The following is a 14,678-nucleotide window of genomic DNA, read 5'->3' as shown; positions in this document are numbered from 1 at the left end:
GTCGTCAGGCGGCAAGACTGCCATATTGTTCTGCCGTCGTCACTATTTGGGGTGGCACAGGAGAAGATGGGCTGACATAATCCCTGTGCAAAAATACAGTGAGAGAGCAACGTGGCAGACGATTTTTCCCCTGAAGGTCAATTAGCGCAGGCGATCCCCGGCTTCAAGCCCCGTGAGCCTCAGCGACAGATGGCGCACGCCGTTGCCCGCGCCATTGATAAGGCCCAGCCGCTGGTGGTTGAAGCCGGAACCGGCACGGGTAAGACCTATGCTTACCTTGCGCCGGCGCTGCGGGCGAAAAAGAAGGTGATAATTTCCACCGGATCGAAAGCGCTGCAGGATCAGCTCTACAGCCGCGACTTGCCCACGGTTGCGAAAGCGCTGAAATATAAAGGCCGTCTGGCCCTGCTGAAGGGGCGCTCCAACTATCTCTGCCTGGAGCGACTCGAACAGCAGGCGCTGGCCGGCGGCGATCTGCCGGTTCAAACCCTGAGCGACGTCATTATCCTGCGCGCCTGGGCGAACCAGACCGAAGAGGGCGATATCAGCACCTGCGCGAGCGTGCCGGAAGACTCCCCGGCCTGGCCGCTGGTGACCAGCACCAACGACAACTGCCTCGGCAGCGACTGCCCGCTGTATAAAGACTGTTTTGTAGTGAAAGCGCGCAAAACCGCGATGGACGCAGACGTGGTGGTGGTGAACCACCACCTGTTCCTCGCGGACATGGTGGTTAAGGACAGCGGTTTCGGCGAGCTGATCCCGGAGGCGGACGTGATGATCTTCGATGAAGCCCATCAGTTACCGGATATCGCCAGCCAGTATTTCGGCCAGTCGCTCTCCAGCCGCCAGCTACAGGATCTGGCGAAAGATTTTACCATTGCCTACCGGACCGAACTCAAAGATACCCAGCAGCTGCAGAAGTGTGCCGACCGTCTGGCGCAAAGCGCGCAGGATTTCCGCTTACAGCTTGGCGAGCCGGGCTATCGCGGCAACCTGCGCGAATTGCTGGCGGACAAAAATATCCAGCGCGCGCTGCTGCTGCTCGATGATGCACTTGAGCTCTGCTACGACGTGGCGAAGCTGTCCCTCGGACGCTCCGCGCTGCTTGACGCCGCCTTCGAACGCGCCACGCTCTATCGCGGGCGGCTCAAACGGCTAAAAGAGATCAACCAGCCGGGGTACAGCTACTGGTATGAATGCACCTCGCGCCACTTTACCCTGGCGCTCACGCCGCTGACGGTGGCCGATAAATTCAAAGAGGTGATGGCGCAGAAGCCGGGAAGCTGGATCTTCACTTCCGCAACCCTGTCTGTAAATGACGATCTGCATCACTTCACCGAGCGCCTCGGTATTGAGCAGGCGGAATCACTGCTGCTGCCCAGCCCGTTTGATTACGAAAAGCAGGCGCTGCTCTGCGTGCCACGCAATCTCCCGCTGCCGAACCAGCCGGGCGCGGCGCGGCATCTCGCGGCGATGCTCAAGCCGATGATTGAGGCCAACAACGGGCGCTGCTTTATGCTCTGCACCTCACACGCCATGATGCGCGATCTCGCCGAGCAGTTTCGCGCCACCATGACCCTCCCGGTGCTGCTACAGGGGGAAACCAGTAAAGGCCAGCTGCTCCAGCAGTTTGTCAGCGCCGGTAACGCCCTGCTGGTGGCAACCAGCAGCTTCTGGGAAGGAGTGGACGTGCGCGGCGACACGCTCTCGCTGGTGATCATCGATAAGCTGCCGTTCACGTCGCCGGACGATCCGCTGCTCAAGGCGCGGATGGAAGACTGCCGCCTGCGCGGCGGCGATCCGTTCGACGACGTTCAACTACCGGACGCGGTCATCACGCTTAAGCAGGGGGTAGGGCGACTGATCCGTGACGTCACCGACCGCGGCGTGCTGGTGATCTGCGATAACCGCCTGGTGATGCGTCCTTACGGCGCAACGTTCCTCGCCAGCCTGCCGCCCGCCCCGCGTACGCGGGACATTAAACGCGCGGTGCGTTTCCTGGCAAACCCAACGGCGGAGTAATTCGCTCCGGAGTGTGCTAAGATGCGCGCCATTTTGTGACTGACCCTTGCGAGAGCGCGACGACTGATGCGAATTCTGGCTATTGATACCGCGACAGAGGCTTGCTCTGTTGCTCTGTTGAACGACGGTGCTGTTTCTGCTCATTTCGAAGAGTGCCCACGGGAACACACCCAGCGTATTCTGCCCCTGGTAAAAGCCATTTTAACCCAGGGCAACACCACCTTAACCGACCTCGACGCGCTGGCCTTTGGCCGCGGCCCCGGCAGCTTTACGGGCGTGCGCATTGGGATTGGCATCGCGCAGGGGCTGGCGCTGGGCGCTGACCTGCCGATGATCGGCGTCTCTACGCTCGCGACGATGGCCGAGGGAGCCTGGCGCATGACGGGCGCGACCCGCGTGCTCGCCGCTATTGACGCTCGCATGGGTGAAGTTTACTGGGCGGAATATACCCGCGATGAAAACGGCGTCTGGCACGGCGAAGAGACGGAAGCAGTGCTTAAGCCTGAAGCCGTTACTGAACGCCTGAAGCAGCTGTCCGGCGAGTGGGCGACGGTCGGCACGGGCTGGCCGGCGTGGCCAGAGATGGCGAGAGGCACCGGCGTGACGCTGGTGGACGGCAACATGCTCCTGCCTGCGGCAGAAGATATGCTCCCGATTGCCCGTCAACTGCTTGCAGCAGGAAAAACCGTTGCCGTTGAGCATGCGGAGCCGGTTTATTTGCGAAACACCGTCGCGTGGAAGAAACTTCCGGGCCGCGAATGAATCTCAGTAACAGGAACTGAGAAAAAGGAGTCGCATCATGGCGGTTCAGACTAAAGTAGTACGCCTTTTTATGGCAGGCGCGGTTGCCATAGCACTGAGCGGTTGCGTAACCGTACCTGATGCGATCAAGGGCAGCAGCCCGACGCCACAGCAGGATCTGGTTCGGGTAATGAATGCGCCCGAGCTTTACGTCGGCCAGGAAGCCCGCTTCGGTGGGAAAGTGATCGACGTTCAGAACCAGCAGGGGAAAACCCGTCTGGAAATAGCCACGGTACCGCTCGACAGCGGCGCGCGTCCCGTACTCGGTGAAGCCTCTCGCGGGCGTATCTATGCCGACGTTAGTGGTTTCCTCGACCCGGTCGATTTTCGCGGACAGCTGGTAACCGTTGTCGGGCCGATTACCGGTTCGGTGCAGGGCAAAATCGGCAACACGCCGTATAAATTTATGACCATGCAGGTGAACGGCTATAAGCGCTGGCGTATCGCCCAGCAGGTGGTGATGCCGCCTCAGCCAATCGACCCGTGGATGTGGGGTCCACATCCTTATCGTTACGGTTATCCGGGATGGGGCTGGTATAACCCGGGCCCTGCACAGGTGCAAACGATCGTAACTGAGTAACTTACTGTTATTATTAAGAAAGAGACAGCGGCTCAGCCGCTGTCTCTGTTTTTTTACGGATAAAACGAAAAAAAAGAGTGACGCGCTTCGCAACCTGCAATCTGAACAATTAATAAACTGGTACGCTGAGTTAATATAATGTTAACAAACTGTTTATTATCGGGGCTGTGATGACGACGAACACTCATTTCAGAGGTGATGCATTGCAAAAGGTTTGGCTTAACCGTTATCCCGCAGATGTGCCTGCGGAGATCAATCCTGACCGTTATCAATCCCTGGTGGAATTATTTGAGCACTCGGTAAGACGTTACGCAGACCAGCCCGCGTTTGTGAATATGGGCGAGGTGATGACGTTCCGTAAGCTTGAGGAGCGTAGCCGGGCGTTTGCGGCTTATCTGCAGGAAGGACTTGGGCTGCAAAAAGGGGATCGCGTCGCGCTGATGATGCCGAACCTGCTGCAATACCCGGTGGCGCTGTTTGGCATCCTGCGTGCCGGGATGATTGTGGTCAACGTTAACCCGCTTTACACGCCGCGTGAGCTGGAACATCAGCTGAACGACAGCGGGGCGGTGGCGATTGTCATTGTTTCTAACTTTGCCCATACCCTGGAAAAAGTGGTCGACAAAACCCAGGTGAAGCACGTCATCCTGACGCGCATGGGCGATCAGCTTTCCACCGCCAAAGGGACGCTGGTTAACTTTGTCGTTAAATACGTCAAACGTCTGGTACCAAAATACCATCTGCCGGATGCTATCTCTTTCCGCCGCGCGCTGCATGCGGGCTATCGCATGCAGTACGTCAAGCCTGAAGTCGTCTCCGAAGACCTGGCCTTCCTGCAATACACAGGCGGCACCACCGGCGTGGCCAAAGGGGCGATGCTGACCCACCGCAACATGCTGGCGAACCTTGAGCAGGTTAATGCCACCTACGGGCCGCTGCTGCATCCGGGTAAAGAGCTGGTAATCACCGCGCTGCCGCTGTATCACATCTTTGCGCTGACCATGAACTGCCTGTTGTTTATCGAGCTGGGCGGGCAAAACGTATTGATCACCAACCCGCGCGATATCCCGGGTCTGGTGAAAGAGCTGGCAAAATACCCGTTTACCGCCATGACCGGGGTGAACACCCTGTTTAACGCACTGCTCAACAACAAAGAGTTCCAGCAGCTTGATTTCTCCACGCTGCATCTCTCCGCGGGCGGCGGCATGCCGGTTCAGCAGGCGGTGGCCGAGCGCTGGGTGAAGCTAACCGGGCAATATCTGCTGGAAGGCTATGGCCTGACGGAGTGTGCCCCGCTGGTGAGCGTCAACCCGCACGATATCGACTACCACAGCGGCAGCATCGGCCTGCCGGTCCCGTCGACGGAAGCAAAGCTGGTGGATGATGAGGATAACGAAGTGCCTCACGGCGAGCCGGGCGAACTGTGCGTCAGAGGGCCGCAGGTAATGCTGGGTTACTGGCAGCGCCCTGATGCGACCGACGAAATCATTAAAGACGGCTGGCTTCACACCGGCGATATTGCGGTGATGGATGACGAAGGCTTCCTGCGCATCGTCGATCGCAAAAAAGATATGATCCTGGTCTCCGGCTTCAACGTCTATCCGAACGAAATCGAAGACGTGGTGATGCAGCACAGCGGCGTGCTGGAAGTGGCGGCGGTGGGCGTTCCTTCCGGCAGCAGCGGTGAAGCGGTGAAGATATTTGTGGTCAAGAAAGATCCTTCTCTTACCGAGGAAGCGCTGATAACGTTTTGTCGGCGTCAGCTGACGGGCTATAAGGTGCCGAAGCTGGTGGAATTCCGCGATGAGCTGCCGAAATCCAACGTCGGGAAGATATTACGACGAGAATTACGTGACGAAGCCCGTGCCAAAGTAGACAATAAGGCCTGAGCTTCACGTTAATCGCCCAGACGCCGGTTAAGCCGGCGTTTTTTATGGGCGCAAACAAAAGAGAATCCGATTTGAATTACCAGATGATCACGACCAACGACGAGCTGGCTTCGCTGTGCGAAGTGACGCGCGACTTTCCTGCCATCGCTCTGGATACCGAGTTTGTCCGTACTCGCACCTATTATCCACAGCTGGGTTTGATACAGATGTACGACGGTAAGCACGTCTCGCTGATCGACCCGCTCGGCATTACCGACTGGGCGCCGATGCGTGACCTGCTGCTGGATACTGCGGTAACGAAATATCTGCACGCGGGCAGTGAAGATCTGGAAGTCTTTCTTAACACCTTTGGCATCATGCCTCAGCCGCTGATTGATACGCAGATCCTCGCGGCGTTCAGCGGTCGTCCGCTGTCGTGGGGCTTTGCCGCCATGGTGGAGGAGTACACGGGCCTGACGCTGGATAAAAGTGAATCCCGTACCGACTGGCTGGCCCGTCCGCTTACCGAGCGTCAGCTGGAATATGCGGCGGCAGACGTGTTTTACCTGCTGCCGATTGCCGGACAGCTGATGAAAGAGGCGGAAGCCTCCGGCTGGCTGTCTGCCGCGCTGGACGAGTGCCGTATGACGCAGCAGCGTCGCCAGGAAGTGGTCGACCCGAAAGAGGCCTGGCGTGATATCACCAACGCCTGGCAGCTTCGCACGCGTCAGCTGGCCTGCCTGCAGCTGTTAGCGGACTGGCGTTTGCGTAAAGCGCGTGAGCGCGATTTGGCCGTGAATTTTGTGGTGCGTGAAGAGCATCTCTGGGCGGTCGCGCGCTATATGCCGGGCAGCCTGGGCGAGCTGGACAGCATTGGCCTTTCCGGCAGCGAGATCCGTTTCCATGGTAAAACCCTGCTGGCGCTGGTCGCCAAAGCGCAGGCGCTGCCGGAGGACGCACTGCCTGAGACGCTGCTGAATCTCATGGATATGCCGGGCTATCGTAAAGCATTTAAGGATATCAAAGCGCTGGTGCAGGATGTCGCAACGGAAAGCAAGCTGAGCGCTGAACTGCTGGCGTCACGCAGACAGATTAACCAGCTGCTGAACTGGCACTGGAAGCTGAAACCGCAGAATGGCGTGCCGGAACTGATGGCTGGCTGGCGCGGGGTATTGATGGCCGATCGCCTGAATACCTTGCTGGAAGGTTATCCGCGATAAAAATATGCCGGGCGATATACCCGGCATATTCTCCCCGGTGGCACTGCGCTTACCGGGGCTACGACACCAGGAACCTACGGACGCGACTCTTCCGCTTCCGGAAGCGTTACGTTCAGCTCCAGAATCGAAATATCCCCGTCTTTTTGCTCCAGCTGTACGGTGACCATCTCCGGGTCAATCTGCACATACTTACAGATCACTTCCAGGATGTCCTTGCGCAGCTGCGGCAGGTAGTGAGGCTCGGCGTCGCTACGACGACGCTCCGCAACGATAATTTGCAGGCGTTCTTTTGCGATGTTGGCGGTGCTTTTTTTCCGCGAGAGAAAAAAGTCCAGTAATGCCATAACTTATCCTCCGAACAGGCGTTTGAGGAAACCTTTCTTCTCTTCTTCAATGAAGCGGAAAGGACGTTCTTCTCCCAGCAGACGGTCAACGGTATCGGCGTAAGCTTTACCTGCATCTGCCGTTGTATCAAGGATCACGGGCTCGCCCTGGTTAGAGGCGCGTAATACGGACTGGTCTTCCGGGATAACGCCAACCAGTTTAATGCGCAGGATCTCCAGCACGTCTTCCATGCTCAGCATGTCACCTTTGTTTACGCGACCCGGGTTATAGCGGGTCAGCAGCAGGTGCTCTTTGATCGGATCCTGGCCATTTTCCGCACGGCGGGATTTGGAGGCCAGAATACCGAGAATACGGTCGGAGTCACGCACGGAGGAGACTTCCGGGTTGGTGGTGATGATCGCTTCATCAGCAAAGTAGAGCGCCATCAGGGCACCGGTTTCAATGCCGGCAGGGGAGTCACAGACGATGAAGTCGAACTCCATTTTTTTCAGCTCGTCGAGCACCTTTTCCACGCCTTCACGGGTCAGGGCATCTTTATCACGCGTCTGAGAAGCCGGAAGAATGAAGAGGTTCTCGGTGCGCTTGTCTTTAATCAGCGCCTGGTTCAGCGTGGCATCGCCCTGAATGACGTTCACGAAGTCATATACGACGCGACGCTCACATCCCATGATGAGGTCGAGGTTACGCAGACCGATATCGAAGTCGATAACGACGGTTTTCTTTCCCTTCTGGGCCAAACCAGTAGCGATGGCCGCGCTGGAGGTGGTCTTGCCAACGCCTCCTTTACCCGAAGTAACAACAATAATGCGTGCCATAGAAATTCCTTGTTAAAAAGGGATTAATTCAACGGTTGAACGGTCAACGCGTCGTCTGCAAGAAGCAGGCGAGCCGCTTTGCCATAAAATTCGGCTGGGATCTTGTCGCTCAGCCAATATTCACCTGCGATGGACACCAGTTCCGCCGTCAGGTGAGTACAAAATATTTGCGCGTCCCGATCGCCACTTGCGCCCGCGAGCGCACGTCCACGCATCATACCGTAAACGTGAATATTGCCATCTGCAATAAGCTCTGCGCCAGCGCTGACGTGGCTTGTAACAATTAGATCACAGTTTGGCGCATAAATGCGCTGACCGGAACGAACCGGCACATCAATCATTCGCGTTTTTGTGAGAGCGGTAACGTTTTGCGCCGCAGGAGGGGGCGTTTGTACGGCAGCGGGTGCTGCACGTGGGGTTTTTTCTTTGCCTTCATTAAGAAGAGGCAGCCCCGCACGGTCGATTTCCGCTTTCAACTCGGGATCTTTGCAGCCGCTGATGCCGACAATACGCAGCCCGGTAGAGGAGACCGCCTGCTGGAGACGTGTCCAGTTAACCGGCGCCTCAAGACCGCTGACGTTGATGACGACGGGGGCGTGCTTCAGAAAGGCGGGAGCCTGGGCGATTTTGTCTTCTAACGCCTGACGAATAACCTCGGGTTTTGCATCATGCAAATGAACCACTGATAAGGTGAAGCTACTGCCTTTAAGCTCGATGGGCGTGTTTGACATCCTGGCCTTACTCAATTTGCTATTAACCGCAACCATTCGCTGCGATATTCCGAAGAGTATCAGGCATGTTATAGTCAGGAGTATATTGAGGCAAGCAACCACCCATTAATTCAGAGTAAAAACATGTTTTGTGTGATCTACAGAAGTACAAGCCGTGACCAGACCTATCTTTATGTCGAAAAGAAAGACGATTTTTCACGCGTGCCGGAAGAATTAATGAAGAACTTTGGCCGACCACAGCTGGCGATGCTGCTGCCGCTGGACGGCCGTAAGAAACTGGTGAATGCCGATCTGGAAAAAGTGAAAACGGCATTAGCCGAGCAGGGCTATTATTTACAGCTTCCACCGCCGCCTGAGAATTTATTAAAACAGCACCTCGAGGCGTCCGGGAAAAAATAGCCTCAGCTGTTTTCGGGCATAACACATCAACCGATTAGGGGTCGAGCATGTATCAACATCATAACTGGCAAGGTGCATTACTGGATTATCCCGTCAGCAAAGTGGTCTGCGTGGGCAGCAACTATGCGAAGCATATTCAGGAGATGGGCAGCGCAACCCCAGAAGAGCCGGTCCTGTTTATTAAGCCCGAGACGGCGCTATGCGACATCCGCCAGCCGCTGGCGCTGCCGCAGGGGCTGGGGTCGGTACATCACGAAGTAGAGCTTGCCGTGCTGATCGGCGCCACGCTGCGCCAGGCTTCCGAAGAGCATGTCGAGAAAGCGATTGCCGGCTACGGCGTGGCGCTGGATCTGACCCTGCGCGACGTGCAGGGCAAAATGAAGAAGGCAGGGCAGCCGTGGGAAAAAGCCAAAGGCTTTGATAACTCATGTCCGATTTCAGGGTTTGTTCCGGTGAATGAATTTACCAACGATCCGCAGGACACTCCGCTCAGCCTGAAGGTTAACGGCGAGATCCGCCAGCAGGGCACCACGGCAGATATGATCCACAAGATCGTGCCGCTGATCGCCTACATGAGCCGTTTCTTCACCCTGAAGCCGGGCGATGTGATCCTCACCGGCACGCCGGAAGGCGTGGGCCCGCTCGCCAGCGGCGATGAGCTTGAGGTCGGTTTTAACGGCCTGTCGCTAAAAACCCGCGTGCTGTAACCGCATCTTGCCGCCTGCAAAGGGCGGCAAAACTTGCAACCACGTGCCAGACTCGTTATAAGGTGCGCTTTCTTTTGACGTGTGGACATCCTGATGAACGACATTCCTTTCTGGCAAAGCAAAACTCTTGACCAAATGACCGACGCGGAGTGGGAATCGTTGTGCGACGGCTGTGGGCAGTGCTGCCTGCACAAGCTGATGGATGAAGACTCCGATGAGATCTATTTCACCAACGTCGCCTGCAGGCAGCTGAACATTAAAACCTGCCAGTGCCGCAACTACGAACGCCGCTTCGAGTTCGAGCCGGACTGCATCAAGCTCACCCGTGAAAATCTGCCGACTTTTGAGTGGCTGCCGCACACCTGCGCGTATCGCCTGCTGGCGGAAGGGAAAGATCTACCGGCCTGGCATCCTCTGCTGACCGGTTCAAAAGCGGCGATGCACGGCGAGCGTATCTCGGTACGCCACATTGCGGTGAAGGAGTCCGAGGTACGGGACTGGGAAGATCACATCATGAATCACCCTAATCGGTGATAATAAAAAACCCGCCGGGGCGGGTTTTTGCTTTTACCTTCCAAACAAATCGCGTTTCTTCGGTTTGAACGGCTGAGCGATCAGCACCAGCAGCGCCACGACGAAGTAGGCCACAAAAATCCCCACCAGCCACTGCGGCATCTCCAGCGTCAGGAATTCCCACTGACGTACGGAGCAGTCACCGGATGCGACAAACACCTGCGGAAGCCACTTATCCAGCGGCAGCCAGCTCGGGAAGCGGGCGGCGAAATCACAGGTCATAAACGGTGACGGATGCAGCTGCATCATGGTGTGCTGCCAGGAAAGCTCAATCCCTTTCCAGGCGCTGTACAGCCAGATGGCAATACCGACGTAGCGCAACGGCGTTTTTGGGGCAATTGCGCCCACCAGGCCTGCACCCATAATGCCGAACAGCGCACAGCGCTCGTAGATGCACAGCACGCAGGGCTTGAGTCCCATCACGTGCTGGAACCACAGCGCAACCATTTCCAGCGCAAAGGCGGTCAGGGCCATCAACAACCACGCTCCGCGACCGCGGGAGCACTGGTTTAAAAATCTCAACATAATCATTTCCCTGGAACATGCTTAGAAAGCGCAGTGTAAACGAATTTTAATGCGCCGCAAGTATACCCGCTTGTAGCAGCCATTGCGTACAGGGAACGAGAGTAATTTTGATGCACAGCAAACCAACAACGGTGAGCACCAGCGTGTACGGCAGCGCCATCCAGACCATTCGTCCATAAGAAAGCCGTATGAGTGGCGCCAGCGCCGAGGTCAGCAGGAAGAGAAATGCCGCCTGGCCGTTCGGTGTTGCAACGGAGGGCAGGTTTGTTCCGGTGTTGATGGCCACCGCCAGCAGGTCGAACTGCCCGGTACTGACGATCCCTTGCTCCATCGCCGCTTTGGCCTCATTGATATACACCGTCCCGACAAAGACGTTATCGGAAATAGAGGACAACAGACCGTTAAAGAGATAGAACAGCGTAAGCTGCGAGTCCGGCGAGGCCTGAAGCACAAACGCGATAATCGGTGCGAAAAGGTGTTGGTCAATAATCACCGCCACGACCGCAAAAAAGACCGCCAGCAGCGCGGTAAACGGCAGGGCTTCGGTAAAGGCTTTACCAATAGCATGTTCGTCCGTAACCCCGCTAAAGGTGGTGGCAAGAATAATGACGGAGAGGCCAATCAACCCGACCTCGGCAAGATGCAACGCCAGCGCGGCGATAAGCCAGATGCCGATGATCCCCTGCGCAATCAGACGCAGCGTCTCCTGGCGCGTACGCTGTTTGCGGCTCTGCTCGTCAAATTTATGCAGTTCTTTGCGGACCGGTTCAGGCAGCTGTGCGCCGTAGCCGAACAGCCTGAATTTTTCGACCAGAATGCAGGTCGCTAACCCGCAGACCAGCACAGGCACGCTGACGGGGGCCATGCGCAGGAAAAACTCGCCAAAATGCCATTCAGCCGCTTTCGCGATGATCAGGTTTTGCGGCTCGCCCACCATGGTCATCACGCCGCCCAACGCCGTACCGACCCCTGCGTGCATCATCAGGCTGCGCAGAAACGCGCGGAACTGTTCCAGAACGTCGCGGTTATGCGCCTCGACGTGGCTATCGTCCTGTAAATCCTCACTTGGGCGAGAGGAGGCCACGCGGTGATAAATGCCGTAAAATCCGACGGCGACGCTGATCACCACCGCGACAACGGTGAGCGCATCCAGGAAGGCCGACAGAAAGGCGGCGGCAAGGCAAAACGCCAGCGAGAGGATCGTTTTTGACGTAATGCTCAGCAGCAGGCGGGTAAAGATAAACAGCAGCAGCTGTTTCATAAAGTAGATACCGGCCACCATAAAAATGAGCAGCAGGAGCACTTCCAGATTGGAGGCCAGCTCTGCTTTTACATGCTCTGCGGACGTCATGCCGATGACAACGGCTTCAAACGCCAGCAAACCGCCGGGCAGCAGGGGATAACACTTCAGCGCCATGGCCAGGGTGAAGATAAATTCTGCCACCAGCAGCCACCCGGCGATAAACGGATCCACGCTAAAAATGATGGGATTAACGACCAGGAAAACCAGCAGTATCAGTTTGTACCAGTCAGGAGAATGGCCTAAAAAATTGCGCCACAGCGCGCGCCCAAAAGAAATTTCCACAACAGACGTCCTTCCCGTTAAGTAATACAAAACATCAGTATACGCAAAAATCGCGGCCCGGAGGCGGATAAGACCGCATTGTAAATTTCACAAAAATGAAACGGCGATCCCTCTTTTCTCACTTTGCCGCGCTACCTGCCGTTGCACGCCTCTGGTATGATGAGTCCAATTTGCAAAAAGCTGTGTAATGGAAATCTCACTATGGTCATTAAGGCGCAGAGCCCGGCGGGTTTCGCGGAAGAGTACATCATTGAAAGCATCTGGAATAATCGTTTCCCTGCGGGGTCCATTCTTCCGGCTGAACGCGAACTCTCTGAACTGATTGGCGTCACTCGCACCACGCTGCGTGAAGTGCTTCAGCGACTGGCGCGTGATGGATGGTTGACGATCCAGCACGGCAAGCCAACAAAGGTAAACAACTTCTGGGAAACCTCGGGGCTGAACATTCTTGAAACGCTGGCGCGCCTCGACCACGAAAGCGTGCCGCAGCTGATTGATAATCTGCTCTCCGTGCGCACCAACATCGCGACTATTTTTATTCGTACCGCTTTCCGTCAGCATCCTGAAGATGCGCTTGCGGTGCTGGCCAGCGCGAATGAAGTTGAAGATCACGCCGACGCCTTTGCCACCCTCGATTACAACGTGTTTCGCGGCCTGGCGTTTGCCTCCGGCAACCCGGTTTACGGCCTGATCCTCAACGGTATGAAAGGGCTCTATACCCGCATTGGCCGTCACTACTTCGCTAACCCTGAAGCCCGCAGTCTGGCGCTGGGCTTCTACCATAAGCTGAGCAAGCTCTGCACCGAAGGCCTGCACGATCAGGTTTATGAAACCGTACGCCGCTACGGCCACGACTCCGGTGAAATCTGGCACCGTATGCAGAAAACGCTGCCGGGCGATTTGGCGATTCAGAGCCGCTGAAATAAAAAACCTCTCAATCGAGAGGTTTTTTTTCGCCCGGTGGCGCTACAGCGTATTCAACCGCGCCGGGCAGCGTTCCAGCAGCTCCACGCTGCCGTCCTCATTCTGCTGCTCCAGCTGCACGTCAAAGCCCCACAGGCGGTGCACGTGCTTCAGCACCTCTTTACGTCCTTTATCCAGCGGCGCGCGGTTGTGCGGGATATAGCGCAGCGTCAGGGAGCGGTCGCCGCGCAGGTCCACGTTCCACACCTGAATATTGGGTTCAAGGTTGCTCAGGTTGTACTGGGAGGAGAGACGGGAGCGTATCTCCCGGTATCCTTCCTCGTTGTGGATCGCGGAGATCTCCAGATAGTTGTTGCGGTCATCGTCCAGCACGGTGAAGAATCGGAAATCGCGCATGATCTTCGGCGACATGAACTGGCTGATAAAGCTCTCATCCTTAAAGTCGCGCATCGCAAAATGCAGCGTTTCCAGCCAGTCAGAACCGGCGATATCCGGGAACCAGTACTTGTCCTCTTCCGTTGGCGACTGGCAGATGCGCTTAATATCCTGGAACATCGCAAAGCCCAGCGCATACGGGTTAATCCCACTGTACCACGGGCTGTTGTAGGGCGGCTGGAACACCACGTTAGTATGGCTGTGGAGGAATTCCATCATGAACCGCTCGGTGACTTTCCCCTCGTCATACAGATGGTTGAGAATGGTGTAGTGCCAGAATGTTGCCCAGCCTTCGTTCATCACCTGGGTCTGTTTCTGCGGATAGAAATACTGGCTCACCTTACGCACGATACGCAAAATCTCGCGCTGCCACGGCTCCAGCAGCGGGGCGTTCTTCTCCATAAAATAGAGCAGGTTTTCCTGCGGCTCGGACGGGTAACGACGCGCTTCGGCAATCGTTTTTTCCTCCTCACGCTTCGGCAGGGTGCGCCACAGCATGTTCACCTGGCTCTGCAGATACTCCTCGCGGCTTTTCTGCCGGGCTTTCTCCTCCTGCAGAGAGATTTTCTGCGGGCGTTTATAGCGGTCCACGCCGTAGTTCATCAGCGCGTGGCAGGAGTCGAGCAGCTTCTCTACCTCGTCCACGCCGTAGCGCTCTTCGCAGTCGGTAATGTATTTACGCGCGAAGATCAGGTAATCGACGATGGAGCTGGCGTCCGTCCAGCTGCGGAACAGATAGTTATTTTTAAAGAAGGAGTTATGGCCGTAGCAGGCGTGCGCCATCACCAGCGCCTGCATGGTAATGGTGTTCTCTTCCATCAGATAGGCGATACACGGGTTGGAGTTAATGACGATCTCATACGCCAGCCCCTGCTGGCCGTGCTTGTACAGCCGCTCCGTTTCAATGAATTTTTTACCAAACGACCAGTGCGGATAGTTGATCGGCATCCCGACGCTGGAGTAAGCGTCCATCATCTGTTCGGAGGTAATCACCTCAATCTGATGGGGATAGGTATCCAGGCGATACAGTTTTGCCACCCGGTCGATTTCGGCGAGGTAGACATCCAGCAGCTCGAAGGTCCAGTCGGGTCCATCGCTCAGACGTGTGTTGTCCTTGTTCAGGGAATCAATAGTAGCCATTAGCGCGC

Annotated in this window: 15 protein-coding genes; 9 read left to right on the top strand and 6 right to left on the bottom strand. The window is 56.5% G+C overall.

Annotated elements, in window-relative coordinates; genetic code table 11:
- Positions 1–111 precede the first annotated feature (111 nt).
- From A6013_RS10265 to rnd, 5 genes are all read left to right on the top strand, one after another.
- Positions 112–2,022, top strand: a complete 1,911-nt coding sequence (locus A6013_RS10265; RefSeq protein WP_045630788.1) for an ATP-dependent DNA helicase — start codon at positions 112–114, stop codon at positions 2,020–2,022.
- A gap of 66 nt (positions 2,023–2,088) precedes the next feature.
- Complete coding sequence (gene tsaB / locus A6013_RS10260; protein WP_028013526.1) at positions 2,089–2,784, top strand: tRNA (adenosine(37)-N6)-threonylcarbamoyltransferase complex dimerization subunit type 1 TsaB; 696 nt, start codon at positions 2,089–2,091, stop codon at positions 2,782–2,784.
- A gap of 37 nt (positions 2,785–2,821) precedes the next feature.
- Positions 2,822–3,403, top strand: a complete 582-nt coding sequence (locus tag A6013_RS10255) for a Slp family lipoprotein (RefSeq protein ID WP_041909497.1) — start codon at positions 2,822–2,824, stop codon at positions 3,401–3,403.
- A 203-nt stretch (positions 3,404–3,606) separates the two neighbouring features.
- A complete protein-coding gene (gene fadD / locus A6013_RS10250; RefSeq protein ID WP_072252102.1) occupies positions 3,607–5,292 on the top strand; it encodes a long-chain-fatty-acid--CoA ligase FadD in 1,686 nt (561 codons plus the stop codon).
- A gap of 71 nt (positions 5,293–5,363) precedes the next feature.
- Entirely contained in the window at positions 5,364–6,491 is a 1,128-nt protein-coding gene (gene rnd / locus A6013_RS10245; protein ID WP_028013523.1) for a ribonuclease D, read from the top strand.
- Between the two features lie 74 nt (positions 6,492–6,565).
- Here rnd and minE read toward each other — a convergent pair whose 3' ends face one another.
- From minE to minC, 3 genes are read right to left on the bottom strand one after another with little or no spacing between them, the layout of a single operon-like run.
- A complete protein-coding gene (gene minE / locus A6013_RS10240) occupies positions 6,566–6,835 on the bottom strand; it encodes a cell division topological specificity factor MinE (protein WP_010432714.1) in 270 nt (89 codons plus the stop codon).
- A 3-nt stretch (positions 6,836–6,838) separates the two neighbouring features.
- Positions 6,839–7,651: a septum site-determining protein MinD gene (minD, locus tag A6013_RS10235; protein WP_028013522.1), complete on the bottom strand. Its 813-nt coding sequence runs from the start codon at positions 7,649–7,651 to the stop codon at positions 6,839–6,841.
- A gap of 23 nt (positions 7,652–7,674) precedes the next feature.
- Positions 7,675–8,382, bottom strand: a complete 708-nt coding sequence (minC, locus tag A6013_RS10230) for a septum site-determining protein MinC (RefSeq protein WP_028013521.1) — start codon at positions 8,380–8,382, stop codon at positions 7,675–7,677.
- 123 nt (positions 8,383–8,505) lie between these two features.
- On the opposite strand from minC, the gene A6013_RS10225 reads away from it, so the two are divergent.
- From A6013_RS10225 to A6013_RS10215, 3 genes are all read left to right on the top strand, one after another.
- Positions 8,506–8,781: a YcgL domain-containing protein gene (locus A6013_RS10225; RefSeq protein WP_041909499.1), complete on the top strand. Its 276-nt coding sequence runs from the start codon at positions 8,506–8,508 to the stop codon at positions 8,779–8,781.
- Between the two features lie 47 nt (positions 8,782–8,828).
- The gene (locus A6013_RS10220; RefSeq protein WP_069733013.1) at positions 8,829–9,488 is read left to right on the top strand and encodes a fumarylacetoacetate hydrolase family protein; all 660 of its coding nucleotides are present in this window, start codon (positions 8,829–8,831) and stop codon (positions 9,486–9,488) included.
- 93 nt (positions 9,489–9,581) lie between these two features.
- Positions 9,582–10,022 carry a YcgN family cysteine cluster protein gene (locus tag A6013_RS10215; protein WP_028013518.1) on the top strand — a complete coding sequence of 147 codons (441 nt, stop codon included), beginning with the start codon at positions 9,582–9,584 and terminating at the stop codon, positions 10,020–10,022.
- Positions 10,023–10,055: 33 nt separating this feature from the next.
- Here A6013_RS10215 and dsbB read toward each other — a convergent pair whose 3' ends face one another.
- The gene (gene dsbB / locus A6013_RS10210; RefSeq protein ID WP_028013517.1) at positions 10,056–10,586 is read right to left on the bottom strand and encodes a disulfide bond formation protein DsbB; all 531 of its coding nucleotides are present in this window, start codon (positions 10,584–10,586) and stop codon (positions 10,056–10,058) included.
- 46 nt (positions 10,587–10,632) lie between these two features.
- On the bottom strand, positions 10,633–12,171 hold the full coding sequence (nhaB, locus tag A6013_RS10205; protein WP_028013516.1) for a sodium/proton antiporter NhaB: 1,539 nt from the start codon (positions 12,169–12,171) through the stop codon (positions 10,633–10,635).
- A gap of 201 nt (positions 12,172–12,372) precedes the next feature.
- On the opposite strand from nhaB, the gene fadR reads away from it, so the two are divergent.
- On the top strand, positions 12,373–13,092 hold the full coding sequence (gene fadR, locus A6013_RS10200) for a fatty acid metabolism transcriptional regulator FadR (RefSeq protein ID WP_028013515.1): 720 nt from the start codon (positions 12,373–12,375) through the stop codon (positions 13,090–13,092).
- Positions 13,093–13,137: 45 nt separating this feature from the next.
- Here the strand turns inward: fadR and A6013_RS10195 are convergent, their stop codons facing one another.
- The gene (locus tag A6013_RS10195; RefSeq protein ID WP_023293929.1) at positions 13,138–14,670 is read right to left on the bottom strand and encodes a SpoVR family protein; all 1,533 of its coding nucleotides are present in this window, start codon (positions 14,668–14,670) and stop codon (positions 13,138–13,140) included.
- Positions 14,671–14,678: the final 8 nt, after the last annotated feature.

Source organism: Enterobacter sp. IF2SW-B1, assembly GCF_001743375.1.
In the GTDB taxonomy this organism is placed as follows: Bacteria; Pseudomonadota; Gammaproteobacteria; order Enterobacterales; family Enterobacteriaceae; genus Enterobacter; species Enterobacter bugandensis.
This window is presented reverse-complemented; position numbering and strand designations above follow the sequence as displayed.